Raw genomic sequence first — 26432 nt, forward strand, 5'->3', positions numbered from 1 at the left:
TTATTCTCACACCCTCAAAAGTGACTTTATCTGCTCAGTTCCGCCGGGGTGACACCAAAATGCTTTTTGAACGTCGTACTGAAATAAGGAATATTCTTGTACCCGACACTCTCCGCAATCTCGTAAATTTTCAGCGTCCCCATCAACAGCAGGCTTTTGGCCTTCTCCATCCGCACCCGGATAATGTAGTTGTTGATCGTTTCCCCGGTAGCATTTTTAAAAATCAGGCTTAAGTAATTCCGCGAGATAAACACCTTATCGGCGAGCTCGGCCAATGTGATTTCCCGCGTGTAGTTCTCGTGAATATACTGCTTCATAAAATCGACAGCCTGTTTGTGGGAGCGCTTGCCCGAATCGTGATATTCGTACAAGCTGGAGGCGGGAATGACGGAAGCCTCCTGGGTCAGAAAGTGGAATGCTTCCTCCAATGAATCGGACAGCTTGGACCAATGCTTCTTGAGGCCGCCGATACCGATACGGAGCGAAACATATAGATACTTATGCACGCATTCGATAATTCTCCCGGCGATTGCCGTAATGCCGTCCTTAAGCTCCTCGTATGTGGCGTCCTGATCAACATGTATGATCAATGCCGCATGATAGCCATGCAGTTCGACGAAGTCGAACGAAAGATTTTCTTCGCCCAGAATTTCCTGAATGATGTTCTGAATGGCAAAACGGAACAGAAAACGGTCGGAAGTGCCAACCTCGGCAATGCGCGTTGTCCTCATGATTTCAATTCCGAGAACCAGATGGCTTCGGTCAATGCCGCTGCTGAACAGCGGATGCTCTTTGTTCCAGTGATCCATGCTGCCCGTAACCGCGGTTTTCAGCCACTCCTTATGGGCTAACGGCTCGTACAGGCCGACCTTTTCCTTGAGCTCGTTTTGCTCCTTCCGGAGCTGGTTCTCCTGCTCGACCGCCTGGATAACGCGCTGAAGCGCTTCGCGGAGCGTGTGTCTGGACACGGGCTTGGATAAATAGTCTTCCACGTTCAGCCTCAATGCCTTGCGGGCAAATTCGAAATCGGAATAGCCGCTGTGAATGAGAAACTTGCCCCCAAAGCGTTCTTCCCGCAGCTGCTCGATCATTTTCAGCCCGTCCATGACAGGCATATAAACATCCGTAATGACGATATCCGGTTTCGTTTGGCGGATCAGCTCAAGCCCCTTGGCGCCGTTCGTGCTTTCTCCCGCCCATTCGGCGCCGATCTCCTTCCAGGGAATCACCTGCTTCATTCCTTTAAGTACCTGCCGGTCATCATCGATGATTGCGATTTTCCACATGGATATCCCTCCCGCTGAGAATGTAGGACTAATTTGAAAGAAATAGTGATATACCCTCATAGGTTTGCAGCCTGCTGAAAACTATAATTAGAGAAAATCACAGTAAATGAGGTGGACTTCATGAAAGACGGTTCGACATCGACAATACCCCTGCCATCGGCCAAGCGCCACAAACCCAGGATCAAGCGTTGGGAGTCGCCGATTGCCGGCTATTTATTCATTTCGCCGTGGCTGGTCGGCCTGCTCGGCCTGACCTTGTATCCCATTGTGCAGTCTCTCTATTATTCCTTTACCGATTTCTCCCTCCTTGAAAAGCCTAATTGGGTAGGGCTTAGCAATTACAACAAAATATTAACATCAGATGATAGCTTTATACAAGCGGTCAAGGTGACATTCCTTTATGTTGCGGCTTCAACCCCGTTAAGACTGATTGCTGCCTTGTTCGTGGCTATATTGCTTGCAAAAAATGTAAAAGGTATGTCAGCTTACAGGACGGCGATTTATTTTCCTTCCTTAATTGGAGGCAGTATCGCCGTATCGATTCTATGGAAAAACATTTTCGGGAAAGAAGGCTTCATTAACAATATACTGGCCGAATTCGGCATACAAGGGGCCGGATGGGTGACCAATCCCGATACAGCGTTATGGACGCTGGTGCTGCTCGTGGGCTGGCAGTTCGGTTCCGCCATGGTTGTTTTTCTTGCCGGGCTGAAGCAGATACCTGGTGATCTGTACGAAGCATCGTCTGTTGACGGGGCGGGCAAGGTGAGGCAGTTTTTTAGGATTACACTTCCTATGCTTTCGCCCACGATCTATTTCAATACCGTGATGGGAATTATTGGAGCCTTCCAAATGTTCACCCCGGCGATGATCATCACGAACGGCGGACCCGCCAACTCGACTTACGTCTACTCGCTTTATCTATATGAACGCGCTTTCAGCAGGCTTCAAATGGGATATGCCTCGGGCCTTGCCTGGATCATGCTCCTGATTATAGTAGCTTCAACGGCACTTATATTCCTGACCTCGAAGTATTGGGTGTTTTATGAAGATGAAGGGAGGAAAAGACGATGAACGTGAGACGGAATATCCTGTTCAGGCATTTGGGACTCATTTTGCTCAGCTTGATTATGATTTATCCCGTCATCTGGTGGGTCGGCGCTTCCCTGAAATCGAATCAGGAGATGAGCCTGCCCGGTTTGTTTCCGGCAAGTCCGCTGTGGAGCAATTTCAAGGATGGCTGGTACGCCATACCCGGCCACTCCTTTACCGATTTCTATCTCAATAACCTGCAGCTGGAGCTTGGCATTCTGATTACGACGGTTCTATCCTGCAGCCTTGTCGCTTTTGGTTTTGCCAGGCTGGATTTTCCGCTTCGCAATTTCTGGTTTTCCATTTTGATGCTAACGCTCATGCTTCCCGGACAGGTGACGATTATCCCGCAATATACGCTGTTTCACAGCCTTGGCTGGGTAAATACTTATTTGCCCTTCATTGTTCCCCATTCTCTTGCAGGCGGGTCGGGGGGCGCATTCTTCGTATTCCTGCTTGTGCAATTTATTAGAGGGATTCCCAGAGAACTGGATGAATCAGCCAAAATCGACGGCTGCAGCTGGTTTGGAATTTATTGGAGAATTGTCATTCCTTTAACAAAACCCGCGCTTGTTACCGTGTTCATCTACTGCTTCCTGTGGAATTGGGACGACTTCTTCGGCCATCTGCTGTATATTAATTCAGTTGATAAATATACGGTTGGCCTGGCGCTGCGCATGTTCAATGATTCGCAGTCGGTCCAGGAATGGGGACAGCTCTTGGCCATGGGTCTGGTGTCCGTCATCCCTTCGGCGATTATCTTCTTCCTCGCCCAAAAGCATTTTGTTGAAGGGATCGCCACTTCAGGCATCAAGGGTTAGATCTATATTCTGACAATATTGAAACAAATTGTGTTTTAGTATTATATTAATGGGCCTGTCATGTTGCTATGATGGGGCTGTAAGCGTTTAACTTTCCGGAAAAGTCAAACAGGAAGTTGTGCCAGGCAAGTAGAATACTAATCAAAGGGGACATGCCGTTTATGTTGAAAATGCGGAAAAAAGTCATTCTCACGGTACTGACAGCTGTAATGGGAATATCGCTGACCGCCTGCGGGGGCGCATCGCCGGGAGCGGAAACGACGGGAAACAATCAACCGGCGGAGACTGGCAGCAAGCCGGTGAAGCTTCGCATCAATTGGTGGGGATCCCAGCCCCGGCATGACGCCACCCTCAAGATTCTCGATTTGTACACGAAGGAAAATCCGAATGTCACGTTTGAACCGGAATATTCGGGATTCGACGGGTATATTGATAAACTGACCACGCAAGCCGCAGCCAAAAACACGCCGGATATTATCCAGATGGACGCGGCCTGGCTGGCGGACTGGAATGCAAGAAACCAATTGGCCGACCTTAGCAGTATCAATATCGCGGATATCGATCCGAAGCTCGCGGAAACGGGGCAGTTCAATGGCAAGCAAACCGCCATACCGCTCGGCAATAATGCGTGGGGCATCATTTATGATAAGGCATCGCTGGAAAAGCTCGGCTTTGAGCTCAAGGACGGCATCACCTGGGATGAATATTTCCAGCTGGCCCGTGACATCAAGGCGAAGCTTGGCAAAGACCAATACGTCATGCAGGATGGAACATCCAGCAAAGAGGCTTATTATTCCTATCAATTGAGCAAAGGAAAAGGCCTCCCGATTACGATGGATGGCAAATTCAATTTCGACAGGGATACTTGGTTGGAATGGGTTAATATTTTCAGTGACTTTAGAAAAGAAGGCATTGTCCCCCCTCCGGATGTGCAGGTTGGCGATAAAGAGCTGGATCCCAAGCTTGATCTTATGATCAACAGTAGAATTATTTTCAGAAATGCTCATGCAGCCCAAGCCTCCTCGTGGGAGAGCTTGAAGCCCGGCAGTATAGGCGTCTCCGCCATGCCCAAAAGCGAGCAAGCGGGCAGTTGGCTCAAGGCGACATTCTTCTTCAGTGTAAGCCAGGACTCCAAGAATAAAGAGGAGGCGATGAAGTTTATCGACTGGTTTATCAATGACCCCGAAGTCGGGGAAATTTCAGGAACCACACGCGGCGTACCGGCATCCAGTAAAATCGTAGCTGAATTGGAGCCCAAGTTTACTCCAGCAGATAAACTGACAGTCGAAATGATCGAGAAAGCCACTCCGGGAGCGCAGCCGTTCAACCCTGGGGCCAAGGGATGGATCAATTTTGAATCCAAAGAGTACACTTCAATCACCGAGTCCTTGATGTTCGGCAAAACAACGCCGGAGCAGGCCTTTGACGATTTGAAGAGTAAAGCGTCCGAATACGAAAATTAAGGATAGAGGAGATGTCCGCCTTGCTGACGATTACCGGTTTTGCCGATGAAATTTCACCGGACCTGGAAGAACAGATGGATGTAATGGAAGCCGAAGGAATATCCCATATTGAATTCCGGGGCGTGGACGGGAAGAATGTGCTCAAGCTGTCGGATACGGAATTAAGCGAGGTTAAGGAACGGCTGAATGCACGCGGCTTCAAAATTTCCTCCATTGGCTCGCCCGTGGGCAAATACGGGATTCGCGATGATTTTTCCGTCGAGCTGGCGAGCATCAGGCGGGCTTGCGAGATTGCCAATTACCTGGAAGCTCCATATATCCGGATTTTCTCCTACTTCATTCCCGAAGGGGAGGAGCCGTCTTCCTTTAAGGAGGAAGTGATTTCCCGGATGAAACAGCTCATTGAAGTTGCCGCACAGAGTCAGGTGACACTGCTTCTGGAAAATGAAAGCCATGTGTATGGAGATATCGACGAGCGGTGCCTGGATTTGCTGGATGCCTGCGGCAGCCCAAGATTGCGGATGGCTTTTGATCCCGGCAATTTCGTCATGAATGGTGTCAAGCCGGTTTCGGATGCCTGGCCTAAATTGCAGTCTTACCTCGAATATGTTCATATTAAAGATGCCATGGCGGAAAAGCGGATTTTCGTGCCGGCAGGCGATGGAGACGGAGAATTCATTGCTTTCATCCGTAATCTGAAAGAGACAGGGTTCTCCGGTTTTCTCTCGATCGAGCCGCATTTGCACAAATATTTGCCGGAGCAGGACGGACCAGGGCGATTTGTCCATGCCGTAAAAGCGTTGAAGAAGCTGCTTGAAGCAGAATCCATGGCTTGGAATTAATCCTTATATCAGACTGGAGGAGATGGGAAGCATGAGTACGAACAAGAAGGTTAAGGTCGGGTTAATAGGACTCGGCAACATTGGGCGGACCCATATCGGGTATTTGCAAACGATGGATAATGTTGAGCTTGTCGGCGTATGCGACGTTAAGAAGGAAGTGGCGGACAGGTTTGCCTCTGAAGCGAATACGGCCGCCTATTACAGCCATAAGGAGCTGTTTGAACAATCCGGGCTTGAAGCCGTCATTATCGCGGTTCCTCATTATGATCATACCCCGATCGCGATTGAAGCTTTCGAGCGCGGCCTCCATGTGCTGTGCGAGAAGCCGATCGCCGTCCATGTCAATGATGCCAACAAGATGATCGCGGCCTATCAGAAGGCTAAGACAAGTAACCCGGCTCAGTTATTCGGAATTATGTTTCAAGAGCGCACGCTGCCATTCTACAAGAAATTGAAGGATATCGTGGACGGCGGAGAACTCGGGCAGCTGACCCGGGTGACCTGGATTAACACGGCATGGTTCAGATCGCAAATCTACTACGACAGCGGGGATTGGCGGGCAACCTGGGCCGGAGAGGGCGGAGGCATCCTGACGAATCAGTGTCCGCATAATCTGGATATGTACCAGTGGCTGTTCGGCCTTCCGGCCCGGATAAGCGCCCATGCCCATATCGGCAAATATCATAATATTGAAGTCGAGGATGAAGTGACCGCCTATTTCGAGCATGACAACGGCATGATTGGCCACTTTATCGTGACCACGGCGGAATCCCCGGGAACCAACCGCTTCGAAATCGTGGGGGAGAACGGCAAGCTGATCTATGAGAACGAGAAGCTCGTATTATATAAAAATCGTATTTCCATGCTCCAGCATCTGCGGGAGTCCCAGAGCGGCTTCGGCAATGTGGAAAGCTGGTATACGGAAATTCCGGTCAAAACCAATGTGCCAACCGGACACCGCGTTGTCGCCGACAAGTTCTTCAATGCCATTCTAAGCGGAGGCGGAGACCTGATTGCCCACGGCGAGGAGGGGGTCAAGGGGCTGACTCTCGGCAACGGCATCATGCTTTCTTCCTTTAAGAAAGCGATGATTGAGCTTCCGTTCGACGCGGATGAATATGAAAGCAAGCTGCAGGAGCTGATCAAGTCCTCCAAGTTCACCAAGCAGGTGAAGGAAAATGTAGAAGCGGATATATCCAAGTCTTTCTCCGTTTAGACGGGCTGCGCATGCGGAAACGTCTTCCGACACTCGCAAGTGTGACAAGCGGGTTAGCCGCTTGCCACTTGTCGGGGAGCTGTTGTACCCCTGAATTTTTTTATTTTGGATACCTCTGGTGCAGAGCAATCCACAATAAACACCGTGGATCGCTATGTCACCCTGGTTCAAAACCAATCGCGGTATAAATGTGATTGGTTTTGAACCCTATTGTTAAATTCGGGGTACAAAGGCCGTAAGTGGAAGCTTGCGAAGCAGCTTTCTAGCGAAAGCTTTCAGCTTACGCTTCTCCAGACTATTTCCGCCTGCTCCGCCAGTTAATCACCGGACTTGTAGAGACGCACCCGTTCAATAAAACTATGATAAACCGCCAGCGGGATTAAAAAAGCTGGCGGTTTTTTGGATTGCTAGAAGGCGCTTACAATTCTATAATGAGAGTGTTGTGAATAATTCGGCAATTCTGGTGGAGCTGGCCTGATAACATGATTATGCACTGCATTTCATTATGGGAGGTACTTAGTTATGAGCAAAGTTCGCGTGGGAATCATCGGCACGGGAGGCATAGCCGGATGGCATGCCAGACAGCTGCTGCAGCTGCCGGAAGTCCAGATAACGGCTCTTGCGGATACGAGCGAGGTGAACCGGAATGCTTTTGTGGAGAAATACGGCTTGCAGGATGCGGGCCTGTTCTCCGATTATGAGGAAATGCTGGAGCAGGCGGAGCTGGATGCGGTCGTGATCTGCTCTCCGCATACACTGCACTTTCAACAGGCCAATGACGTGCTGAACAAAGGTCTGCATGTGCTGATCGAGAAACCGATGACCTGCTCATCCGCGGAGGCAGAGCTGCTCATCCGCACGGCCGAGCAGGCGGGCAAAATCATGCAGGTCTCCTATCAGCGCCATTTTCAGCCTGAATTTCTATACATCCGGGATGCCATCGCAAGCGGGGAGATCGGCAAGCTGACCTCCGTCACCGCTTCGCTCTATCAGGAATGGCGCCAGGGGACACCTGGCTCGTGGAGGCAGGACCCGGCGTTATCCGGCGGCGGCTTCCTAATGGATTCCGGCAGCCATATTATTGACGTGCTGCTCTGGACCACCGGTCTTACCCCAGTGGATGTCAAGCCGCAGCTGCATATGCATGGCGCGCCGGTGGAGATCGATACATTCACTTCCATCCGGTTTGCGGAGGGTGCTGTAGCGGGTCTGAATCTGGTCGGCTTTGCCCCCTGCTGGCATGAGACCTTCGTCTTCTGCGGGGAGGACGGCGGGATTTTCTACGACAACGGCAAGATCACCCTGCGCCGCTTGAAGCAGGAAGCGATTGTTCCGGATCTGCCGCAGCCAACCACCAATCAGGACAAAAGCTTCATCGATGCGATTCTGGGCCGTCATGAAGTGCTCGTCCCCGGCGAGTTCGCCCTCAAGGTTGTCAAGCTGTCGGAAATGATCTATCAGGCAGCCGGTTATGTGCCGGATGCAGCGCTTATACAAGAGGAGGAAACCGCCTGATGAGCTATCAAATCGGCATGCGTATCCCGCCCAAGATCGGTGCGGAAGGAATCAGCCAGACCGCCAGGTGGGCTGCAGAGGCTGGACTGGATATTCTGGATGTTCCGCAGCTGACTCCGGAGATTAAGCAGGCATGCGAGCAGGCCGGTATTGGCATCGGCTCAGTTGATGCCCAGCAGACGTCGAAGCTGTTAAGCCGGGATGAAGCCGTGCGGGGAGATGCGGTGGAATCGGTCAAGCAGCAGATGAGCGCCATTTCGGAGCTGGGCGGAAGCGTAATGTTCATGTGTCTGGTGCCCGAGGATCTTGCGCTTCCGCGCAAGGAAGGGTTTGCGATATGGAAGGATACCTTCCCGGAGCTGGTCCGCCACGCGGAGCAGACCGGCATCTATATGGCAATCGAAGGGTGGCCCGGACCCGCTCCGCATTATCCGACGCTTGGCTGTACGCCGGAAATGTGGAGGGCGATGTTCGAAGCCATTCCTTCCAGGCATTTCGGACTGAATTATGATCCTTCGCATCTGGTGCGGCTGGGGATTGATTATCTCCGCGCGCTTACGGAATTCGGGGACCGCATTGTTCACTGCCACGGCAAGGATACGGAAATTCTGCATGACGAGCTGTATGAATGCGGAGTTCTTCCTGCAACCTTTGGTCCGAAATACGCTTTCTCGGAAGGCTCATGGCGGTACACTATACCGGGGCATGGCGAGGTGGAATGGAGTAAAGTCGCCGTCCGTCTCGATCGTATCGGGTATAAGGGAGCGGTCAGCATCGAGCTGGAGGACCACCGCTACTGGGGCTCGCTTGAAGCGGAGCGGCTGGGTATCGTGAAAGCCGCCGAGCATCTGTCGAAGTATTTCCGTTAAAATCAAACGACCGCTTCCCGGATCAGTACCGGAAAGTGGTCGTTTTTTATTTTTCTCTGTACCCAGGTGAGAATGGCGGTTCCATGTCCCCGTTTTCCGCAAGCGACTCAAGATAGGATTGAATCTCTTCCAGAGACATTTTTACTCCGGTGAAGAGCGTCCCTTCGCGGGCATCATTCAGCATCTCGCCCAGCCATTTTTTCTCGGTTTCACTAAATTGGATAAAGCCTTGAATCATAAGCTCGGAGCCTCTGGGAAGGAAAGTCTGCTTCAGCTTCAGCACCACCTGCATCCTCTGGATCCTGGCCTCACAGTGGGCTATTTGCTTCTCAATCAAGGCTTCGACCTTCTGCGGATTCCCGTAACGGACGAATGGCAGCGTCAGAAACAGCGGATGCTGCGGATAAGAAATTTGATTGAACTGCGCGTACAGAAGCTCTTCGAACGACGATTTTCCGGATTCTGTAATCCGGTATATCGTCTTGTCCGGTCTGTTGACGCCAGGTACGGAGACAATCTCGGCGGCTTCGATAAGACCATCCCCGCGCAGTTGATCCACTGCGTAATACAGTGAACCATCCCGAAGCTTGAAGCTTTCGTTCCAATTCCGTTGCTTGATCGTCTGGCGGATTTCGTAAGGATGCCGGTCGCGCTCCATCAGCAGTCCCAGGATAAGCAGCTTCATCGACATCGCAATTATCCTCTTTTTAAGGAAGGATTCGGTTTTACAGCCGTTTCACCCTGCTGCCCGGTGGGGCTTGGCTGGGCGCTCTTGGCGGTTTCCAGCCGCGCACGGCCCATCAGGAAAACGAATACCAGGGCAAGTATCGGCAGAATAACGGACCACTGGAAGATAAAGATGATGGAATCCGCAAGCTTGCCCAGAAGCGTGTTGACAAGCTCCGGGGACAACCCCATTTGGGCCTGGACGGTTGGATCCAGAAGCGCCTGCCCTCCCTTGATCTGAGCGGCCATTCCGGGATCAAGATCCGGAATTTCCGTAACCCCGGTTTGAAAGGCATGCTTTTGCAGCGCTCCTAATACCGTTACACCAAGTGCGGAGCCGATCGTCCGGAAGAATGTGATCAAAGATGAAGCGGAGCCCTTGTATTGGGGCGGCACCGCATTAAGCGTCGAGATATTGAGCAGCGAGAAGGATACGCCCATGCCAAGTCCGACAATGATCATGAACAACGTAATGACGAGGCGGCTGGTGGAGGTATCCATCGCGAATCCGAGCAAGGATGTGCCCACCAGCAGGAACAGGGCCGAGACGATCATGACATCGCGGTACCGGAATCGGTTGACGATCCGTCCGCCGATCTGGCTGCTGGCGACAACGCCCAGCATCATCGGGGTAAGCACGGAGCTTGTTTCCGTAGCCGTCTTGTGGAATACCCCTTGAATAAAGATCGGGATATACGTCGCAGCGGCGATCATGACGCCGCCATACAGCAAGCTGATCATCATGCTGCTCGTAAACAACCGTTTCTTGAACAGGCTGAGCTGGATAATAGGATCCTTGGCGATTCTCTCTACCAGCAGGAAGATAACGAGGAGCACGCCTGAGGCCACGAATAACGAGACCGTATTCCACGATCCCCATGCCCAGCCTTCAGATCCGCCAAGCTCTAGTCCGAACATGAGGCACAGAATAGTTCCTGTCAGAAGAATAGCGCCGACCCAGTCCACGCTTTGCTTGCGGTGATTCTTGGACTCGTGATAAGCCTGGAAAATAAACAGAAAAGCAAGAATGCCGATTGGCACATTGATGTAGAATATCCAGCGCCAGCTGATATTATCCGTGATCAGTCCGCCCATGATAGGGCCGAATACGCTGGATACGCCAAACACCGCGCCGAAAAGTCCCATCATTTTGCCACGCTTCTCCTGCGGAAATAAATCATAAATGATGGTAAATACGATCGGCATCAAAGCTCCGCCGCCAATCCCCTGAATGGCACGATAAATAATGAGCTGATCCATGTTGGTAGCCGTACCGCATAGAATCGAGCCCACCATGAATAACAACAAACCGGATAAAAAAAACCGTTTCCGGCCGTACATGTCGGACAGCTTGCCGAAAATCGGTGTTGAAACAACCATCGCGATCATATAGGCGGAGTAGACCCAGACGAATTTATCCAGCCCTCCAAGCTTCTGAATGATTTTTGTCATGGCTGTGGAAACGATCGTCTGATCGAGTGCGGCCATAAACAGACCAAGCAGCAAACCGGCAATAACCAGTTTCGTATTGCTTTTTTTGGCGTCCATTAATAACTTCCTTCCCCTGCTGAGTCCCCTATGTACTCAAATTTGAATTGCCTTCACCTATTCTACTCAAATTTGAGTAAAAATCAATGGCTGGGATCGATTTACAATAAATATATTTTGATTCTCTGGCGGGCGAGCTGCGGAGTATTGCGCGATTCATGTTTACTTTTCTATAATGAAGAAACGGCCAAGGCTGTCCTCTCCGGCACTGAAGCAATTTTCTTTACTTATACCCCGTAGGCATAGGGGCGTAAGGCTATAAGGCGGGCACAAGGACATTAGAGTTTATAAGGACACAGAATGGGGAGTTAGCCATATGAGTAATATCAAACACATCATATTTGACTTTGACGGTACGTTGGCGAATACATGGCCTGTCATGTTTCATGCCTGTGTATCTGTTTTTGAAAAATACGACAACCGGAAATTGATCATTGAGGATCTGTATGAAATGACGGGTCCGACCGAATTGCGCATTATCCATCAGTATCTGGGCAATCGGGATATGGTGGATGCTGCGGTAGAGGATTTTGTCGCTCATTATGAGCAGCAGCATGAAGAGCTGGTTGAGCGCGATGAAGCCATCACGGATCTGCTCGCGGATCTGCAGCAGTCGGGCGTAGGACTGGCCCTGTTTACAGGCAAATCCCGACGGACGCTGGATATTTCCATTAACAAACTGGGCTGGAATGTCCCTTTTAATCATGTAGTTACAGGGGATGATGTGGAGAATTCCAAGCCTTCGCCGGAAGGCATCCACCGTATTATGGATAAGCTGGGCTGGAGCCCCGAGCATACGGTTTTTGTCGGCGACAGCAATGATGATATGCAGGCGGGCCGGGATGCGGGCGTGCGCACCTTCGCGGCCAGGTGGATGTCCATGGTTCAGGATAAGGATTACCGGGTTCCGCCTGAACGGTCATTTGAGAACCTGGAGGATTTCCGCTCTTATCTGGCGCAGCATGGGGTTCATTTCAATTAGTGGACCGTCAGTAGAACAGGCTGACTATACGCCATTTGACGGCGCGCCAATAAACCTTGCTGCAGCGCCGACTCGACCATCATCGGGCGCAAACGGTGTCTCCACCAAGGAAAAACCGGCTTACAGGTGCCGCGTCATTGGGTATTGGCGTTGCAAGCCGGGGAAACCTTGCTGGAGCGCAGATTCGCCGCTCCAGACCGCGATGCATGTTCCGGAAGAATTCCTCCACCTTCAATTCACTCAGGTCTGCTTAATCTTCAGCAGCAGGCCATGCGAGCAGACGGTGCACATCGCCGGGTGAAAGGCCGCTCATGCCGCGAATATGCTTGATCAGATGCGACTGATCGAAGTAGCCTGCATCGTGGGCGAGATTCGTCAGCGTTTCCGCTGTGCCCATTGATTGCAGCACATGCTGGAATTTCACAATCTGCACGAATGATTTGGGCGGGACGCCAACCCGTTCCACGAAGCGCCGTTCAAACTGCCGTCTGCTGACCGTGGATTCCTCGGCTATTTCCTCGATTCGGATCAAGCCATGGGATGCGCGGATCCGCTCCACCGCCCAATTGGCCCATGTATCGATCTCCAGCACCCTGCACCACTCCCAGACCATGGCTTCCACAGAGCAGAGCAGCTCACGCGGCTCCATCGGCGCCTGCATCAGCCGCTCCCAGTCCGACATGCTTCCTCCAAGATCGGTCAATCCAACGCTCTGGTTCGCGATCTCCCGAGAGCTGTAGTTCCGCATGCGGAAGAGCGCCTCGGGCTTGAAATATACGAGTACGGAGGATAGATGCGGCGTAGTCTGAAATATTCGCGTCTCCTTATGGAGACCAGTAAGTCCGGCCGGCGCAAGCGGCCGGGTATGCCCGCCGCTCACAAGCATGACACGGCCGACAGTCTGGAAACCCATCACATGATAAATATCGGGGTATACCGTAAAAGGCTCGCCCGTTCCTCCGCCCTGCCATACGATTTTGTCGACATACGGCTTAAGCCGCTCAGGACGTATCGTAATCACAGCCGCACCGCCTCTCGATGTTTGGCAGCAATAAATGATAAAATAAAGATAGTCTACAAACATTAAATCATACAGCCATCAAGAAGGAAATTGTGAACGAAGGAAGTTGAAGCCTGCATGAAGAAGCTGGAGCAGATTACGCCGTCCATCCGCATCGCGCATCACTATCGGTTCAGCGAGAATCGATTCTCGGAGATGAACAGGGTGGGATACTGCTATGCCCTGCACTTGTTTGATTCCGGCCGGGGCAAGGTGCAGATTGACGGAACGATGCATAACGCTGCGAAGGGCACGCTGATCTTCCTGCGGCCGGATCAGCCGCATTCCTTCTTCCCGGATCCGGTAAATCCGTTCAGCTCCTTCAATATCTATTATGAGCCGTGGCGCAGGCCGGCTTTGAACACTAGCATGCATTTGGTGCGGGACAAGTCGGAGTACGACAAGGCGATGCTAACACCGGTGATGGATTGTCCGGAACTGGAACATATGCCAAATGCATTGCAGCTGGAGAACCAGCCTGCCGTTTTCGAGATGATGGCGCTTATTGTGAAATCTCATCAAAATACCGGGGAGCCGTATGCGGAGGCAATGGAGAACAGTCTGCTCTATGTTCTGCTCCTGCAGCTGTTTATGTGGCGTGCCCATCAAGCTGCCTACGATTCCCGCATCCAACGCATCAAGGAGCGGCTGGATATGGACTCTTCGTTGAACTATCTGGACCTGATGGAGCAGGAGGGGCTGAAGAAGTCACAGTTTCACCGTTTGTTCCTGGAGGTGACGGGACTTCCCCCAAGAGCCTACTGCCTGCGCAATCAGATGAAGCAGGCCGTGACCGAGCTGCTGGAGAGCCGGAAATCCATATCCGAGATTGCCGATTCGCTTGGCTTTCCCTCTATCCATTATTTTTCCAAACGGTTCAAATCCTATTACGGCGTTTCGCCCAAGGCTTACCGTGAGGGCGAGCAAATCCGCTGGGATGGACCATCGGAATCGCAATAATAACCGGAAAATATGACAAATTTGCAAGCTTTGTTTAAATACGCTTTACCTGTCCTTCTTTATAATAGACCTATCAGCTATTACAAAGTATAGAGAGGCAGGCGGATGTAATGAAAACGAATCAGGGAAGTCTGACCAAGGAGCAAGTGGACTTTTATGATACCGAAGGGTATCTCGTTATTTCGGAGCTGTTGAATGCGGAAGATATGGCAGCGCCGAAGCAGGCGATGGAAACGAAGGTTTCACAAATCGCCGACGAGCTTTTTGATGCCGGCCTTATCAGCGACAAGCTGGAGCATCTGCCTTTTCCCAACCGGCTCGCGGAGTTGTTCAAGGGCTTGACGGATGAACATTTCAATAAACACGGCCGCAGCTGGCGCGACCGTATTCCGGGTTATTTCACGTTGATGAGCAACCCCAAAATCCTGGATGCGGTGGAGTCGCTGATCGGCGGGGAGTTGTTCTCCAACCCCGTATATAATGTCAGGCCGAAGGTGCCGCTTGTCGCTTCAGGAGCCGTTCCCTGGCATCAGGACAAATCGTATTGGCCGGATGCGAATGCCAATCCCGTTATTACGGTCTGGATTCCTCTGGTAGACGCCACTCTGGAGAACGGCTGCCTGCATATCAAGCCGCGTACCCATAAGAAGCGCGTGCTCAAATGGCATCAGGAATCCTACACCGGCACCGGTTATACGGCGCTGAAGGAAAATCAGCTCGGCAAAACGGAAACGGTCGTGCTGCCGGTGAAGGCGGGCTCAGCGATCCTCTTCAATGACCGCTGCCTGCATATGTCGACGCCGAATCTGTCGGACAGCGTGCGTTGGAGCGTTGACCTGCGTTACCAGCCGACGGATCAGGATCCCATGCCGCAGCATGGAGCGGGCTTCCTGGCGCGCAGCTACAAGCATCCGGAGCGTGTTGCCACGCTGGAGGATTGGCTGAACAACCAGCCGGAGCATCAATAAATGCAAATTAACCGCCCAAGGCACAGAGTCCCATATCCGACCCGGATATGGGGCTTTTGCCCGTATATAAGTCTGGAAAAGTTCGAATAGATCAGCTATTCTCATAGTAGCGAGATTTGGCGGCTGCGGTTCACCGGACAACCGGACCACGGCGGCCGGCATCGGGCATTTCCTATTCAAACATAGTGATAAGGAGCGAAGCAATGAAGCCGCTATTCGAGCAGGATTCACGGGTACCCCTAAGCAAAAGGATTGTTTTTCTTGGAGACAGCATAACCGACGAAGGCACATATATTGCCTACATGGAAGCTTATTTCCGCCAGCATATGCCAGAGCATGATATGACCCTGATCAATTTGGGCGTTAATAGTGAAACCGCTTCCGGCTTAAGTGAGCCGGATCATCCGTTTCCGCGCCCCTGCATTCATGATCGTCTGGACCGGGCGCTGAAGGAGAGCAGGCCGGACTGGGTCGTCTTATGCTATGGAATGAATGATGGCATTTATTATCCCTTTTCCGAAGAAAGATTTCAGGCATACCGGCAGGGCGTGCAGGAAGTCATTCGACGTGTCCGCCAAGCCGGAGCTCTGGCGATTGTGATGACACCGCCGCCATTCGATCCAAAGTCGCTGCAGGGGGCAAATCTGCTTCCTGCAGGGCATGAGAAATACAGCTATATGACACCGTATGCCGAGTATAACGGCGTATTGAGACGGTATGCGGACTGGATGCTCACACTGACAGCCGAAGCAGATGGAATTATTAACATCCATGATCCTCTGACTACGTATATTGAGAGCAGGCGGAGCGCCGATCCCGCTTATATTTCCGGCGATGGCATTCATCCCAACAAGCAGGGGCATTGGATCATCGCGAAGACACTGCTGGCAGGATTATTCAATATTACCCTGGAGCGGGAGCCTTCCTATGTGGAGCATCCGGAGCAATCGGAGCTGTATCAGCTGGCATGGGAGCGTCATCTGCTGCTAAGCGCGGCGTGGAAGGAGCATGTCGGGCATACCCATGTCAACAAGGTCGAGGCATTGCCGCTGAAGACGGCTCTGGAGCAAAGTGAGCGCCTGGCCGGCCGGATCCTAGAGTCAGCCGAAGCCCGGCCGGAGAACAGGCATTCGACAGCACGGTCATTGTGGAAGGGTTATGAGCGGATCGATTTCTATGTGGGCGGCAGGGAAGGCTTCATCATTGTTCCCAATACGCCAGCAGCAGGAAAACCGTGGATATGGCGGACCGAATTCTTTGATGCTTTTCCATCCGTGGATATGGCGATGCTGGAGCAGGGCTGGTGTATTGCCTATTACCGGCTGAGCAATATGTACGGGTGCCCGTATGCGGTCCAGCTGATGCACAGGTTCCAGAGCTACCTCGTCAGCGTCTGCCAATTGGCGGAGAAGACGGTGCTGTTCGGCTTTAGCCGGGGAGGGTTGTACGCATTAAACTACACTGCGGCATATCCTCAGAGCGTGGCTGCACTGTATCTGGATGCTCCCGTGACGGACATCCGCAGCTGGCCGGGGGGATTGGGATCTGGCATACACTCTCCCCGGGAATGGGAGGAATGCCTGACGATTTACGGAATGACGGAGGAGAGCTCCGCGGCCTATCTGCAGAATTCTCTGGAGGGAGCTGCCACGCTTGCCGCTGCTGGCATCCCGATTATCATTGTGGCGGGAGACGCCGATACGGCAGTTCCCCTGGATGAAAATGCCGCCATACTGGAGAGGCATTACCGGCAGCTGAACGGAACCGTGAAGATGATCGTGAAACCGGGAGTCGGCCATCACCCGCACAGCCTGGAAGATCCGGGGCCTGTTGTCGACTTTATTGTTGGGGCGGTTGGATAGGTCGCCATAGCCCATTGCCAGATTTTATCCAGGCAGGATTTACATGTATAATTTGACGATGTGTTATATATATGCGCTGGTACAGAGCATGACCATTCTCTCACCGGCGCATTTTCTCTTTAGATTGAGAATAGGCAGCTCAATTGGTATTAAGCACCAAAGCTGTGAATCCACGACTATTAATTGAACCTTGAGATATTCCAAACGGAGCTAAAGCAATAATTGTAAATGAATAATTATAAGTTCCGGGTCCAGGGGTATCCACCCAAGTGAGACTGGTCGTAACCGTTACTTGTTCAAAATTCGGCTGACCTGCACTTTGAAATACCGACTCATTATCAACCGTGACAACTTCTCCGGGATTTCTCGAAATAAAACTATTCACCGAATAACTTTGAACATTGATAAAATCAATATTAGAAAAAGCGTCTAATTTCACGACTTGATTCGATTCCAGAATAATAGGTGGTAGTGTAAGTTCAATCATTGCAAATGGTATTTCATCCGGGTTACTCACAAACGGAACAGGGTCATTGCTTCCTGTAAATCTAACGTCAACAATTCCTGCAGGACCACAGCTGGTCCTATAGGGCCGACAGCTCCAACTACCCCTGCGGTGCCAACAGCCCCGGCTGCTCCAACTACCCCTGCGGTGCCAACTGTACCGGCTGCTCCAACGCTGCCTCCTGACCCTACGGCCCCTGCGGTTCCTACTGAGCCTGCTTGACCTATGGCACCGACGCTGCCCGCCGAGCCAACAGAACCTACCGAACCTACCGAACCTACCGAATCTATGGAGCCCAAGGCCCGTTCCGGAATAATTACCTTTAAAAATTGTTTTTTTACGACAATTTGCCTTCGACCCCTCGGACGTTTTTTTCTTTTTGAAGGGCAGGCTTTAGCTTTTTTTTTCTTTACAGATTTTTTGTTGATTAACATGAGGACGACCCAATGCAACCGCCTCCTATAAATTTTCTGTATACTATTCCTTTTGTCTAGTAGGGGGCACGGACGTTTGTCTTGCGATTAATAGACAAATATTTATTTCTTATAAAAACTTGATTGTTGACAGGGGCCGATTCGTTTTATGTAATTTCCGGCTAGTTGTGTGTGAAATCAAAACAAGCACGAGGCGGCCGGGTATTTTTTTAATATTGGGATTACTGATTGTTGACTGCCAGGAGCAAGTAAATGAGTTTTCGTATGCCTTCTTTGGTTCAAAACTTGTCTCATCAAACGGGTCAAAAAAAACAAAATGCAGCCCCTTTTCCAGGGCTGCATTTTCATTGCTTGATGTTTTTTTACGGTTAGGCTTCGTCCTTCTTTTCCTCTATAAAGCCTTCGATACTGTTTTTACGACGTTCGTTTTTAGCTTCAATTTGCTGCTTCTCTTCAGAAGTAATCTCTTCTGCGTGCTCGTCAAGGTAATCCTCGGCTTCTTTCAAAGTAGCCTCAGTGTGATCGATATGTTTCTGCAGGTGAACCTCATTATCCTCACGATTATCCGGTTTGGCCAAAGTAATTCCTCCAATGCTTCATAAATTCCATTTTATGATGTCCTGAGTTGCGGATGTTATGCATACATAAATGCTGCTTATGCGCTTTAGGAAGTACTGTAATTAAAATCCCGCTTCTTTTTATACACACATTTGTGTTATCCTTATATGTCACAACGTAAAGAATGAATGAAGAATATATCGTTGTCGAACTAAGGAGATAAAATGACATTTAATGAATTGAACCTTATACCTGCGATTCTGAAAGCCTTAACCAAAGAGAATTATACGACGCCTACGCCGATACAGGAGCAATCGATTCCGGCGGTGCTCGCCGGCAGAGATTTACTGGGCTGCGCCCAAACCGGAACGGGGAAGACGGCCGCATTTTCTCTGCCGATTATCCAGCTATTGAGCCAGCAGCAAAGTAAAACCCATACGCAGCGCCGCATTCGCTCCTTGATCCTGACACCGACAAGAGAGCTTGCGCTTCAGATTGCGGAGAATATCGGGGCGTACAGCCAATATACCACTTTGCGCTGCTCGGCTATCGTGGGCGGCGTTTCGCAAAAAGCCCAGGAGCGTGCGCTGCATCAAGGTGCGGATATTATAATTGCCACTCCCGGCCGGCTCATCGACCTGATGAATCAGAAGCGTATTGATCTGCAGCATGTCCAGATATTGGTTCTGGATGAAGCGGACAGAATGCTGGACATGGGCTTTATTCATGATGTGAAGAAAATCATCGCCAAAATTCCCGCCAAACGGCAAACGCTGTTCTTCTCGGCTACAATGCCGCCGGAAATCACCAAAATGGTCAAAGCGCTGCTGGTGAATCCAGTGAAGGTGGAGATCATTCCGGAGTCCAATACGGTCGACAGGATCCAGCAATCGATCTATATGGTGGATAAGGCTAACAAGCAGAATCAGCTGATTCACATTTTGCAGGATAAATCCATCGCTTCGGCACTGGTATTTACCCGCACCAAGCACGGCGCTGACCGTGTCGTGCGCGACCTGATGAGAGTGAACATTTCGGCTCAGGCTATCCACGGGAACAAATCCCAGAACTCGCGCCAGCTGGCCTTGAGCAATTTCAAGAGCGGCGCAACCCGGGTGCTGGTCGCGACCGATATCGCCGCAAGGGGAATCGACATCGATGAGCTGTCACATGTGATCAACTTCAATCTCCCGAATATCCCGGAAACCTATGTCCACCGCATCGGCAGAACCGGCAGAGCGGGACACAGCGGGGTCGCGATCTCCTTTTGCGAAATGGATGAAATTCCGTTTCTCAAGGATATTGAGAAATTGATCGGGAAGACCATTCCCGAAGTAAAGGATCATCCTTATCCGATGCAGATGACGGCTCAGCCTGCCAAAATGCAAGGATCAACGGCATCAGCTGTCGCGACGAAACCGGCAAGACCGGCAAGACCCGCCAAACCGAAGGCAAATCCGGCGCTCAAGCCCCGCTCGGAATGGTTTAGAAAAGGAAGCAAGACAAGCAGATAAGATTAGATTTCATAATTACACCTAAGCCACACTTCGCTGAAGTGTGGTTTTTTCTGTATATAGACAGCCATGACCCAATTAGATTACTCCTTTCTCATGATTTTCCCCACTTGCGTCCGTTTCCCGTGTACCGGAATTCATTTAAGATGGAAGTTAACAGACAAGGAAGCAACTTGGAAGCTAAGGCTGAAGGAGGGAATAACGAATGAATGAAGCGGCCATGAATGTGCTTGTTGTGGACGATGAACCCAAGCAGCGCCGGGGGCTGGCGGCTATGATCCGTTCGCTGAGGCCGGACTACCGGATATGGGAAGCCAGGAACGGCCGGGAAGCCTTGGAGTTCTGTGAGGCGCGGACCTTCCAAATCGTCTTCACAGATATCCAGATGCCGCTCTTGGACGGATTCCGGTTCGCAGAGCTAGTGAAGAAGGAGGGCTGCCTGCTGCCAAAGCTTGTGTTTGTTAGTGTTTTTCACGAGTTCGGCTATGCGCAGCAGGCCATCCGTCTGGAAGCTGCGGACTATCTGGTTAAGCCGCTTGATCCCACACAGCTGATCCAGCTGCTCGGGAAGCTGGAGAGCGTGATTGCCGATGAATTCTCCGCGAGGCTGGAGAAGCAGCAGTTGACCACACAGCTGGCGCAAACCCTGCCTGTTTATCTGGAGCGTCTCTTGTATCTATGGATTACGAGGCGGCTGCAGCCCGCAGATTGGCAAGAGCTCCAGCGGCATTTTGCCTTGAGGGGACGAGCAACCGCGCTCATTGCCGAAATATCTGTAAACGCAAGCAGCGATCATACCGAGGAATTGAAATATGTTTTCGGACGAATGCTCGCGAAGAACGTGGAGCACAGTTGTGACCCTATCGTGTTCACTCCTCCTGAAGAGAAGCGCCGGCTGATTATCATTCTAAAATGGAAGCAGGATGCCGACCCGGCTGAAGCTCTGCAGCGCATTCGTACCATGCTGCCGCAGCTGCAGGCTTTATACGGGGAAACGATCCGGATAGGAGAAGGAAACGCATGCGATCAAGTGGAGGCCGAAGGAAGCCGCTCTTATGAGATGGCCAAGTCCATGCTGGAAAACCGCTTTTACCTCCATGAGGAGATTTGGTTCAATGAAGAGCTCCTGCAGACGAAACTTATGAAAGCGGTTGCTAAAAACAATAATACCTCTGCGCGAAAAGAAGCCCAGGCGCTGGCTGAAGCGGTCATGGAGGCTGATCCGTTGAAGGCGGCTGATGCGCTGGATATGCTTCTGGACAAACTGTCTGCGGCATTCCCGGTGCCCTTTCATTTGAAATGCGATGTGATTCAGAGGCTTCTCTCCTGCCTGCAACCGGCAGAGACCGTTATGGAGGAGGCTGCCTACCGAAGCTTAATCTCGCGGTTGGAGGAGGGAATCATGCGTGCGGAATTGTATGCGGATGTAAGAAGAATCGCCCATGAGCTGTTGGATGCCGCGCTCCGGGGAATGAAGACGGACAGAGAATCGCGCAAGGACATCATTATGCAGAAATGCAAGGTCTTCCTGGAGGAAAATCTTCACGAAGATCTGGGTTTGGATATCGTCGCGCAGCGGTTTTTCTACAACCCGTCCTATTTCAGCTTTCTGTTCAAACATCATTTCGGGATGTCCTTCACCGATTATCTGGTCAAATCGCGTATGCAGAAGGCGAGAAGCCTGCTGCTGCAATCCGATGATAAAATTAACGAGATCGCGCGCAAGGTGGGCTATAAGGATATCAAATATTTCAACAAGGTGTTTAAAAAATCATTCCTGTGCGCGCCAGAGGAATTCCGCAGAATGTTTAATCAACCCTAAGAGAAAGAGGCTGACAGCTATGTCCTTGCCGCGCAAGTTGGCCGAATGGATCGTCAATTCCAGGTTTCGCATCAAATTAATGCTGTCCTATTTCTTCCTGGTAAGCTTCATCATTCTGATTCTGGGGTTCGCCTATTATCAGACCAGTGCCCGCAATATGCTGGATAATGTCAAGGAGAGCGTCAGTAATGTCGTGATGAACAATAATCTGCTCCTGGAGGGCAAGCTGCAGGCCATTCGGGATAATACCGACGTGCTGCCGATCGATAATGAACTCTATGAAGTCCTTGCCGGGGTCGATCCGAAGAACACGGAATTATTGCTGAAAACAGACCGCCGCATCACGCAAATCCTGTACAAGTATTTCGGACGGAGCCCGGAAGTGTATTCCTCGTTTGTCATGACCCGTTTCTACAGCTTCGGCAATAATGCCCAAATGTACGTGCCTGCGGACGCATTTTATGGAACGGATTTGGTCCGGCAAGCCCGGAGCGGGCAGGGCAACCTGATCTGGATCCCCACCTACTCCTTCGCCGACATCTATAAACAGAACGATATGAGAACGCTCAGCTTCGATTACAATGAGCTGTTTTCCGCAGTCAAAGAGCTTTACCAGACTTATATCGACAATGATGGAGCTTTTCTCACGCTGCCGGCTGGTGTAGAGAAGCCTATTCTGCTGTTGAATTTCAAGCCGGAATTTATCCGGCAGGTATTCGAGGATTATGCCCGCAAGAATGAATATGCCAATGTTTCCTTCGGCGTGATCAGCAGGGAAGGCTCCGTTGTGACCGATTCCAATGAAGAAGGCACTCCGCGAGCGGGCAATTCCGCCCCTTCCTGGTTGAACGAGGCCCGTTCCATGCGGGAGGGCAGCTTTATCAAATCCGTCGATGGCAGGAAGACGCTGATCTGCTTCGATTTGATGGAAAGCACGGACTGGCTTTCCTATATCCAAATTCCCGTCGATGACGCGCTGCATGATCTGAACGCCCTGAAGCTGTATTCGATTATTTTTCTGGTGCTGATGCTGCTCGTATCTGCCCTATTCGCGTATCTGCTCTCGATCTTCATCACGAGGCCGATTATCCGCATCAAGAAAGGAATCAAGCTGATGGAAAGGGGCAATTTCCAGGTATTTATTCCAGGCGAAGGCCGGGATGAATTCGGCCATCTGATCCAGAAATTCAATCAAATGAATGAGCGGATCCACGAGCTTATCGAACAAAATTACGCCTCCCGGATCAGGGAAAAGGATGCCGAGCTGATGGCGCTTAATTTGCAGCTGAACCCGCATTTTTTGTATAACACCTTAACGACCATTTACTGGATTGCGGTTGAGAACAAGCAGGATGAGATCAGCCGGATCATGCTCAGTCTGGCGGAGATGCTGAAGAGCACGACCCGGAACAAGAACGAGACCTGGCCCCTGCGTACGGATTTGGACTGGTTGAACAGATATATCTACATTATGGGAAGCCGCTTTGAGGACAAGTTTACGGTAACGATTAAGATGGAGGAAGACATGCTTGAGGCTGAGGTTCCCAAGCTGTTTCTCCAGCCTTTTGTAGAGAATGCCATCATCCATGGTTTCGAGGAGATAGAGAGCTGCGGATCTATTCATATCAGCGGATGGCTGGAGGGGAATTCGCTCCTGTTCTCGGTCGAAGACAATGGAAAGGGGTTCGACCAGCCAAGCCTGGAGGGCTTTCGAAATGGGCAAAGCCGCTTAACGGGCATGCAAAATGTGGACAAAAGGATCAGACTGCTTTATGGACCGGAGTTTGGCGTCGAAGTCATTTCACCCCCGGGAGGGGGAGCCACCATTCTTGTCCGTATCAACGGCCATAACCGTAAATCCAATGAAAAGCTCCAAATCCAATGATTTTCGAATTGAGCATGATGAAAACGCTTGCTAACATGGAGAAGCCAATGGCTGCAGCGATGGCAAATGTACGTTGACGATGGAGGGGGAGCGAAAGCGGATGCGAATGCAACGAATATGGAAAATGAACAGGTGGGTTCTCGCGTTAAGCATAGTGCTGTTATTGGCGGCATGTGGAACATCCAATTCAACCGATCCAAGCAGTGAAAGCGCTGCATCCACAAGTGGAGAGGATGCCGATGCGCCGGCAAACACCGGGAAGCAGGAAGAGGTTACCTTGACCTATGCAACCTGGGGATCTCCGAACGAGAAGAAGGTTCAGGAGGAGATGGCCAAGAAATTCACGGAGCTCCACCCCCATATAAAAATTAAATACATGCATATCCCCGGCGATTATGTCACCAAGCTGACGACGATGTTTGCGGGCAATAATGCGCCGGATGTATTTCCTCTGTACAAAACCCAAACCCTGCAGTGGGCGGAGCAGGGAAAGCTGTATAACCTGAATGATTTTCTGGCGAGCGATCCTGACCTGAACAAGGATTCTCTCATTCCCAATGCCATCATGTACTGGGACCAGGATAAGGTAGCAGGCATTAAGGTGGCGGAGGAAGCCTTTGCTCTATTCTACAACGCGGATATGTTCACGGAAGCGGGAGTGGAGCTTCCACCAACCTCGGCCGAGCAGGCCTGGACATGGGATGAATTCCTGGATACAGCCAAGAAGCTGACGATTGACAATAAAGGGAATAATGCGCTTAGCGCGGAATTCGATCCCGCCAATATCAAACAGTATGGCGTCCGCTTCAACACATGGATGTGGCATTTGATGGTTCCCTCCAATAATACCAGCGTTATTGCCCCTGGCGGTGACAAGCTGAATCTGGAGGATCCTGCCGTTATCGAGGCCGTGCAGAAGCTTGCCGATCTGGTGCATGTGCATCATGTAGCGCCTTCGACGACCCAGGAGAAGAATATGCCTTCACCGGCCATTGCGCTGCAAAGCAAGAAAGTGGCCATGGATCTGGACGGCCAGTGGGTGCAGCTTGATCTGGGCGCGGCCAAGGTCAATTACGGGGTAGGCGTGCTGCCAAAGCTGAAGGAAAGCAAAACGATTCTGTTCGGCGAGCCCGAGGTCATGTCGGCGACAACCAAACACCCGGAAGAAGCATGGATGTTCTATAAATTCCTGCTTAATGCCGAGAGCGGTCTCGAGATGCATTCGAGCGGCTTATGGATGCCGGTCATGCGGGACTGGTACACGCAGCCGGATCTGATTGCCAAATGGGCTGAGGTCAAGCCGGGCCATCAGGATGGCTTTAAGGATGCCGTCATGCGGCAGACGCTGGAGAACGGTGAGAATTCATTCGACTATTATCTGAAAAACTCGGATAAAATCAATGCCATTCTTACGCCGGCGCTCGATCAGGTATGGCTCGGCAAGAAAAGCGTCGAGCAGGCCTTCAAGGAAGTTTCGGCCAAGGCCAATGCGGAATTTAAAGGAACTTACCCCAAGGGATAAGGACGCCAGGCATTCGCCCGCAGCGGGCGGGTGCCTGGCTGTTACATGAATTCATTCAATAGAAAGCGGGGGATGAGGGTGCAATCTTTATCGGCGCTAAGGAGAAAAGAAAACCGTCTTGGCTGGCTGTACGCTTCGCCTGCCATTCTGGGCTTTGCCATTTTTGTGCTCGGCCCCATGGCTGCCAGTCTCTGGTTAAGTCTGACCGACTACCAGGTGGCCAGCAGCCCTCATTTTGTCGGCTTCGATAATTACGCCAGCCTTTTCAATGGCACAGACACCTTCTTCTACAAGTCGATCGGCGTTACCTTCTATTATGTCATGCTGAGCGTGCCGCTCCAGATCATCATGGCTTTCTTCCTTGCTGTTCTGCTCAATCAGAAGGTAAAGGGACTTGCCGCGTTCCGGGTAATCTTCTATCTGCCGACCATTGTTCCGCTTGTGGCTTCATCGATGGTATGGCTGTGGCTGCTGGACCCGGACCTGGGATTCCTCAATACGATACTGCGTTCCTTTCATTTGCCGGAGAGCCAGTGGATTTACAGTGAGACAACGGTCATTCCTACACTGGTAATGATGAGCTTATGGACCGTCGGCGGCACGATGATCATATTCCTGGCTGCCCTTCAGGATATCCCGAAGCATTATTATGAAGCGATCGAAATTGACGGAGGCAGCTCTTTTCACAGACTCGTGTATATCACCATTCCGCTTGCGACCCCAAGTATTTTCTTCAATGCGATAATGGGCCTTGTAGGCGGTTTCCAGGTGTTTGTGCAGCCGTATACGATGACCGGAGGCGGCCCGAACGATTCGAGTCTCTTTTATATTTTCTATTTGTTCCGGGAAGCGTTCACCTTCTCGAATATGGGCTATGCCTGCGCCATCGCCTGGGTGTTGTTTATCATTATCATGCTCTTTACCTTCCTGCTCTTCAAATCGTCGAAGAAATGGGTTTATTACGAGAATGGGGGGGCGTAAC

At 51.2% G+C, this 26432-nt stretch carries 23 protein-coding genes; 16 read left to right on the forward strand and 7 right to left on the reverse strand.

Going from position 1 to position 26432, the window contains the following annotated elements:
* Positions 1-26 precede the first annotated feature (26 nt).
* Positions 27-1286 (reverse strand): response regulator, encoded by a 1260-nt coding sequence (locus tag AC0YNV_RS30345; RefSeq protein WP_475771361.1) that lies wholly within the window; start codon positions 1284-1286, stop codon positions 27-29.
* Positions 1287-1406: 120 nt separating this feature from the next.
* Between AC0YNV_RS30345 and AC0YNV_RS30350 the strand changes: the two genes are divergently transcribed.
* The 7 genes from AC0YNV_RS30350 to AC0YNV_RS30380 all read left to right on the forward strand — a co-directional run bounded on the left by AC0YNV_RS30350 (position 1407) and on the right by AC0YNV_RS30380 (position 9104).
* Positions 1407-2360, forward strand: coding sequence for a carbohydrate ABC transporter permease (locus AC0YNV_RS30350; protein ID WP_210044874.1), 954 nt, complete (start codon positions 1407-1409; stop codon positions 2358-2360).
* Positions 2357-3199, forward strand: coding sequence for a carbohydrate ABC transporter permease (locus tag AC0YNV_RS30355; RefSeq protein ID WP_210044875.1), 843 nt, complete (start codon positions 2357-2359; stop codon positions 3197-3199). The genes AC0YNV_RS30350 and AC0YNV_RS30355 overlap by 4 nt, the downstream gene beginning before the upstream one ends.
* 161 nt (positions 3200-3360) lie before the next feature.
* On the forward strand, positions 3361-4662 hold the full coding sequence (locus tag AC0YNV_RS30360) for an ABC transporter substrate-binding protein (RefSeq protein WP_475771362.1): 1302 nt from the start codon (positions 3361-3363) through the stop codon (positions 4660-4662).
* Between the two features lie 11 nt (positions 4663-4673).
* On the forward strand, positions 4674-5504 hold the full coding sequence (locus AC0YNV_RS30365; RefSeq protein WP_475771363.1) for a sugar phosphate isomerase/epimerase family protein: 831 nt from the start codon (positions 4674-4676) through the stop codon (positions 5502-5504).
* Between the two features lie 31 nt (positions 5505-5535).
* Positions 5536-6720, forward strand: a complete 1185-nt coding sequence (locus tag AC0YNV_RS30370) for a Gfo/Idh/MocA family protein (RefSeq protein ID WP_475771364.1) — start codon at positions 5536-5538, stop codon at positions 6718-6720.
* A gap of 522 nt (positions 6721-7242) precedes the next feature.
* Positions 7243-8235: a Gfo/Idh/MocA family protein gene (locus tag AC0YNV_RS30375; RefSeq protein WP_210044879.1), complete on the forward strand. Its 993-nt coding sequence runs from the start codon at positions 7243-7245 to the stop codon at positions 8233-8235.
* Positions 8235-9104, forward strand: a complete 870-nt coding sequence (locus AC0YNV_RS30380) for a sugar phosphate isomerase/epimerase family protein (protein WP_475771365.1) — start codon at positions 8235-8237, stop codon at positions 9102-9104. Before AC0YNV_RS30375 ends, AC0YNV_RS30380 begins: the two co-directional genes overlap by 1 nt.
* Positions 9105-9150: 46 nt before the next feature.
* On the opposite strand, the gene AC0YNV_RS30385 is transcribed toward AC0YNV_RS30380, so the two are convergent.
* The gene (locus AC0YNV_RS30385; protein ID WP_475771366.1) at positions 9151-9795 is read right to left on the reverse strand and encodes a PadR family transcriptional regulator; all 645 of its coding nucleotides are present in this window, start codon (positions 9793-9795) and stop codon (positions 9151-9153) included.
* 5 nt (positions 9796-9800) lie between these two features.
* Positions 9801-11378, reverse strand: coding sequence for an MDR family MFS transporter (locus AC0YNV_RS30390; RefSeq protein WP_475771367.1), 1578 nt, complete (start codon positions 11376-11378; stop codon positions 9801-9803).
* A gap of 316 nt (positions 11379-11694) precedes the next feature.
* On the opposite strand from AC0YNV_RS30390, the gene AC0YNV_RS30395 reads away from it, so the two are divergent.
* Positions 11695-12360, forward strand: coding sequence for an HAD family hydrolase (locus AC0YNV_RS30395; protein ID WP_475771368.1), 666 nt, complete (start codon positions 11695-11697; stop codon positions 12358-12360).
* Positions 12361-12610: 250 nt separating this feature from the next.
* Here AC0YNV_RS30395 and AC0YNV_RS30400 read toward each other — a convergent pair whose 3' ends face one another.
* Positions 12611-13381, reverse strand: a complete 771-nt coding sequence (locus AC0YNV_RS30400) for a helix-turn-helix domain-containing protein (protein ID WP_475771369.1) — start codon at positions 13379-13381, stop codon at positions 12611-12613.
* Positions 13382-13498: 117 nt separating this feature from the next.
* Here AC0YNV_RS30400 and AC0YNV_RS30405 point away from each other — a divergent pair, with 117 nt between their 5' ends.
* The 3 genes from AC0YNV_RS30405 (at position 13499) to AC0YNV_RS30415 (ending at position 17210) form a co-directional block, all read left to right on the forward strand.
* Positions 13499-14380 carry an AraC family transcriptional regulator gene (locus tag AC0YNV_RS30405; RefSeq protein ID WP_475771370.1) on the forward strand — a complete coding sequence of 294 codons (882 nt, stop codon included), beginning with the start codon at positions 13499-13501 and terminating at the stop codon, positions 14378-14380.
* 110 nt (positions 14381-14490) lie between these two features.
* A complete protein-coding gene (locus AC0YNV_RS30410) occupies positions 14491-15348 on the forward strand; it encodes a phytanoyl-CoA dioxygenase family protein (RefSeq protein ID WP_475771371.1) in 858 nt (285 codons plus the stop codon).
* 203 nt (positions 15349-15551) lie between these two features.
* Positions 15552-17210 (forward strand): SGNH/GDSL hydrolase family protein, encoded by a 1659-nt coding sequence (locus AC0YNV_RS30415; RefSeq protein WP_475771372.1) that lies wholly within the window; start codon positions 15552-15554, stop codon positions 17208-17210.
* 139 nt (positions 17211-17349) lie between these two features.
* Here the strand turns inward: AC0YNV_RS30415 and AC0YNV_RS30420 are convergent, their stop codons facing one another.
* The 3 genes from AC0YNV_RS30420 to AC0YNV_RS30430 all read right to left on the reverse strand — a co-directional run bounded on the left by AC0YNV_RS30420 (position 17350) and on the right by AC0YNV_RS30430 (position 18727).
* On the reverse strand, positions 17350-17697 hold the full coding sequence (locus AC0YNV_RS30420) for a hypothetical protein (protein ID WP_475771373.1): 348 nt from the start codon (positions 17695-17697) through the stop codon (positions 17350-17352).
* Positions 17698-17723: 26 nt separating this feature from the next.
* Positions 17724-18149 (reverse strand): hypothetical protein, encoded by a 426-nt coding sequence (locus AC0YNV_RS30425; protein ID WP_475771374.1) that lies wholly within the window; start codon positions 18147-18149, stop codon positions 17724-17726.
* Between the two features lie 368 nt (positions 18150-18517).
* Entirely contained in the window at positions 18518-18727 is a 210-nt protein-coding gene (locus AC0YNV_RS30430; protein WP_475771375.1) for a small acid-soluble spore protein Tlp, read from the reverse strand.
* 204 nt (positions 18728-18931) lie between these two features.
* On the opposite strand from AC0YNV_RS30430, the gene AC0YNV_RS30435 reads away from it, so the two are divergent.
* The 5 genes from AC0YNV_RS30435 to AC0YNV_RS30455 all read left to right on the forward strand — a co-directional run bounded on the left by AC0YNV_RS30435 (position 18932) and on the right by AC0YNV_RS30455 (position 26431).
* Positions 18932-20221 carry a DEAD/DEAH box helicase gene (locus tag AC0YNV_RS30435; RefSeq protein WP_475771376.1) on the forward strand — a complete coding sequence of 430 codons (1290 nt, stop codon included), beginning with the start codon at positions 18932-18934 and terminating at the stop codon, positions 20219-20221.
* 205 nt (positions 20222-20426) lie between these two features.
* Entirely contained in the window at positions 20427-22043 is a 1617-nt protein-coding gene (locus tag AC0YNV_RS30440; protein WP_475771377.1) for a response regulator, read from the forward strand.
* Positions 22044-22062: 19 nt separating this feature from the next.
* A complete protein-coding gene (locus tag AC0YNV_RS30445; protein WP_475771378.1) occupies positions 22063-23928 on the forward strand; it encodes a sensor histidine kinase in 1866 nt (621 codons plus the stop codon).
* A 100-nt stretch (positions 23929-24028) separates the two neighbouring features.
* On the forward strand, positions 24029-25450 hold the full coding sequence (locus AC0YNV_RS30450) for an ABC transporter substrate-binding protein (protein WP_475771379.1): 1422 nt from the start codon (positions 24029-24031) through the stop codon (positions 25448-25450).
* A gap of 78 nt (positions 25451-25528) precedes the next feature.
* On the forward strand, positions 25529-26431 hold the full coding sequence (locus tag AC0YNV_RS30455; protein ID WP_475771380.1) for a carbohydrate ABC transporter permease: 903 nt from the start codon (positions 25529-25531) through the stop codon (positions 26429-26431).
* Position 26432: the final 1 nt, after the last annotated feature.

The sequence above is a fragment of the Paenibacillus sp. JT31N11 genome, assembly GCF_056269285.1.

Excerpts from the sequence above, each read along its gene's own strand:
- AC0YNV_RS30345 (WP_475771361.1), bottom strand. The coding sequence starts at position 1,286 with ATGTGGAAAATCGCAATCATCGATGATGACCGGCAGGTACTTAAAGGA.
- AC0YNV_RS30350 (WP_210044874.1), top strand. The coding sequence starts at position 1,407 with ATGAAAGACGGTTCGACATCGACAATACCCCTGCCATCGGCCAAGCGC.
- AC0YNV_RS30355 (WP_210044875.1), top strand. The coding sequence starts at position 2,357 with ATGAACGTGAGACGGAATATCCTGTTCAGGCATTTGGGACTCATTTTG.
- AC0YNV_RS30360 (WP_475771362.1), top strand. The coding sequence starts at position 3,361 with ATGTTGAAAATGCGGAAAAAAGTCATTCTCACGGTACTGACAGCTGTA.
- AC0YNV_RS30365 (WP_475771363.1), top strand. The coding sequence starts at position 4,674 with ATGTCCGCCTTGCTGACGATTACCGGTTTTGCCGATGAAATTTCACCG.
- AC0YNV_RS30370 (WP_475771364.1), top strand. The coding sequence starts at position 5,536 with ATGAGTACGAACAAGAAGGTTAAGGTCGGGTTAATAGGACTCGGCAAC.
- AC0YNV_RS30375 (WP_210044879.1), top strand. The coding sequence starts at position 7,243 with ATGAGCAAAGTTCGCGTGGGAATCATCGGCACGGGAGGCATAGCCGGA.
- AC0YNV_RS30380 (WP_475771365.1), top strand. The coding sequence starts at position 8,235 with ATGAGCTATCAAATCGGCATGCGTATCCCGCCCAAGATCGGTGCGGAA.
- AC0YNV_RS30385 (WP_475771366.1), bottom strand. The coding sequence starts at position 9,795 with ATGTCGATGAAGCTGCTTATCCTGGGACTGCTGATGGAGCGCGACCGG.
- AC0YNV_RS30390 (WP_475771367.1), bottom strand. The coding sequence starts at position 11,378 with ATGGACGCCAAAAAAAGCAATACGAAACTGGTTATTGCCGGTTTGCTG.
- AC0YNV_RS30395 (WP_475771368.1), top strand. The coding sequence starts at position 11,695 with ATGAGTAATATCAAACACATCATATTTGACTTTGACGGTACGTTGGCG.
- AC0YNV_RS30405 (WP_475771370.1), top strand. The coding sequence starts at position 13,499 with ATGAAGAAGCTGGAGCAGATTACGCCGTCCATCCGCATCGCGCATCAC.
- AC0YNV_RS30410 (WP_475771371.1), top strand. The coding sequence starts at position 14,491 with ATGAAAACGAATCAGGGAAGTCTGACCAAGGAGCAAGTGGACTTTTAT.
- AC0YNV_RS30415 (WP_475771372.1), top strand. The coding sequence starts at position 15,552 with ATGAAGCCGCTATTCGAGCAGGATTCACGGGTACCCCTAAGCAAAAGG.
- AC0YNV_RS30420 (WP_475771373.1), bottom strand. The coding sequence starts at position 17,697 with ATGATTGAACTTACACTACCACCTATTATTCTGGAATCGAATCAAGTC.
- AC0YNV_RS30425 (WP_475771374.1), bottom strand. The coding sequence starts at position 18,149 with ATGTTAATCAACAAAAAATCTGTAAAGAAAAAAAAAGCTAAAGCCTGC.
- AC0YNV_RS30435 (WP_475771376.1), top strand. The coding sequence starts at position 18,932 with ATGACATTTAATGAATTGAACCTTATACCTGCGATTCTGAAAGCCTTA.
- AC0YNV_RS30440 (WP_475771377.1), top strand. The coding sequence starts at position 20,427 with ATGAATGAAGCGGCCATGAATGTGCTTGTTGTGGACGATGAACCCAAG.
- AC0YNV_RS30445 (WP_475771378.1), top strand. The coding sequence starts at position 22,063 with ATGTCCTTGCCGCGCAAGTTGGCCGAATGGATCGTCAATTCCAGGTTT.
- AC0YNV_RS30450 (WP_475771379.1), top strand. The coding sequence starts at position 24,029 with ATGCGAATGCAACGAATATGGAAAATGAACAGGTGGGTTCTCGCGTTA.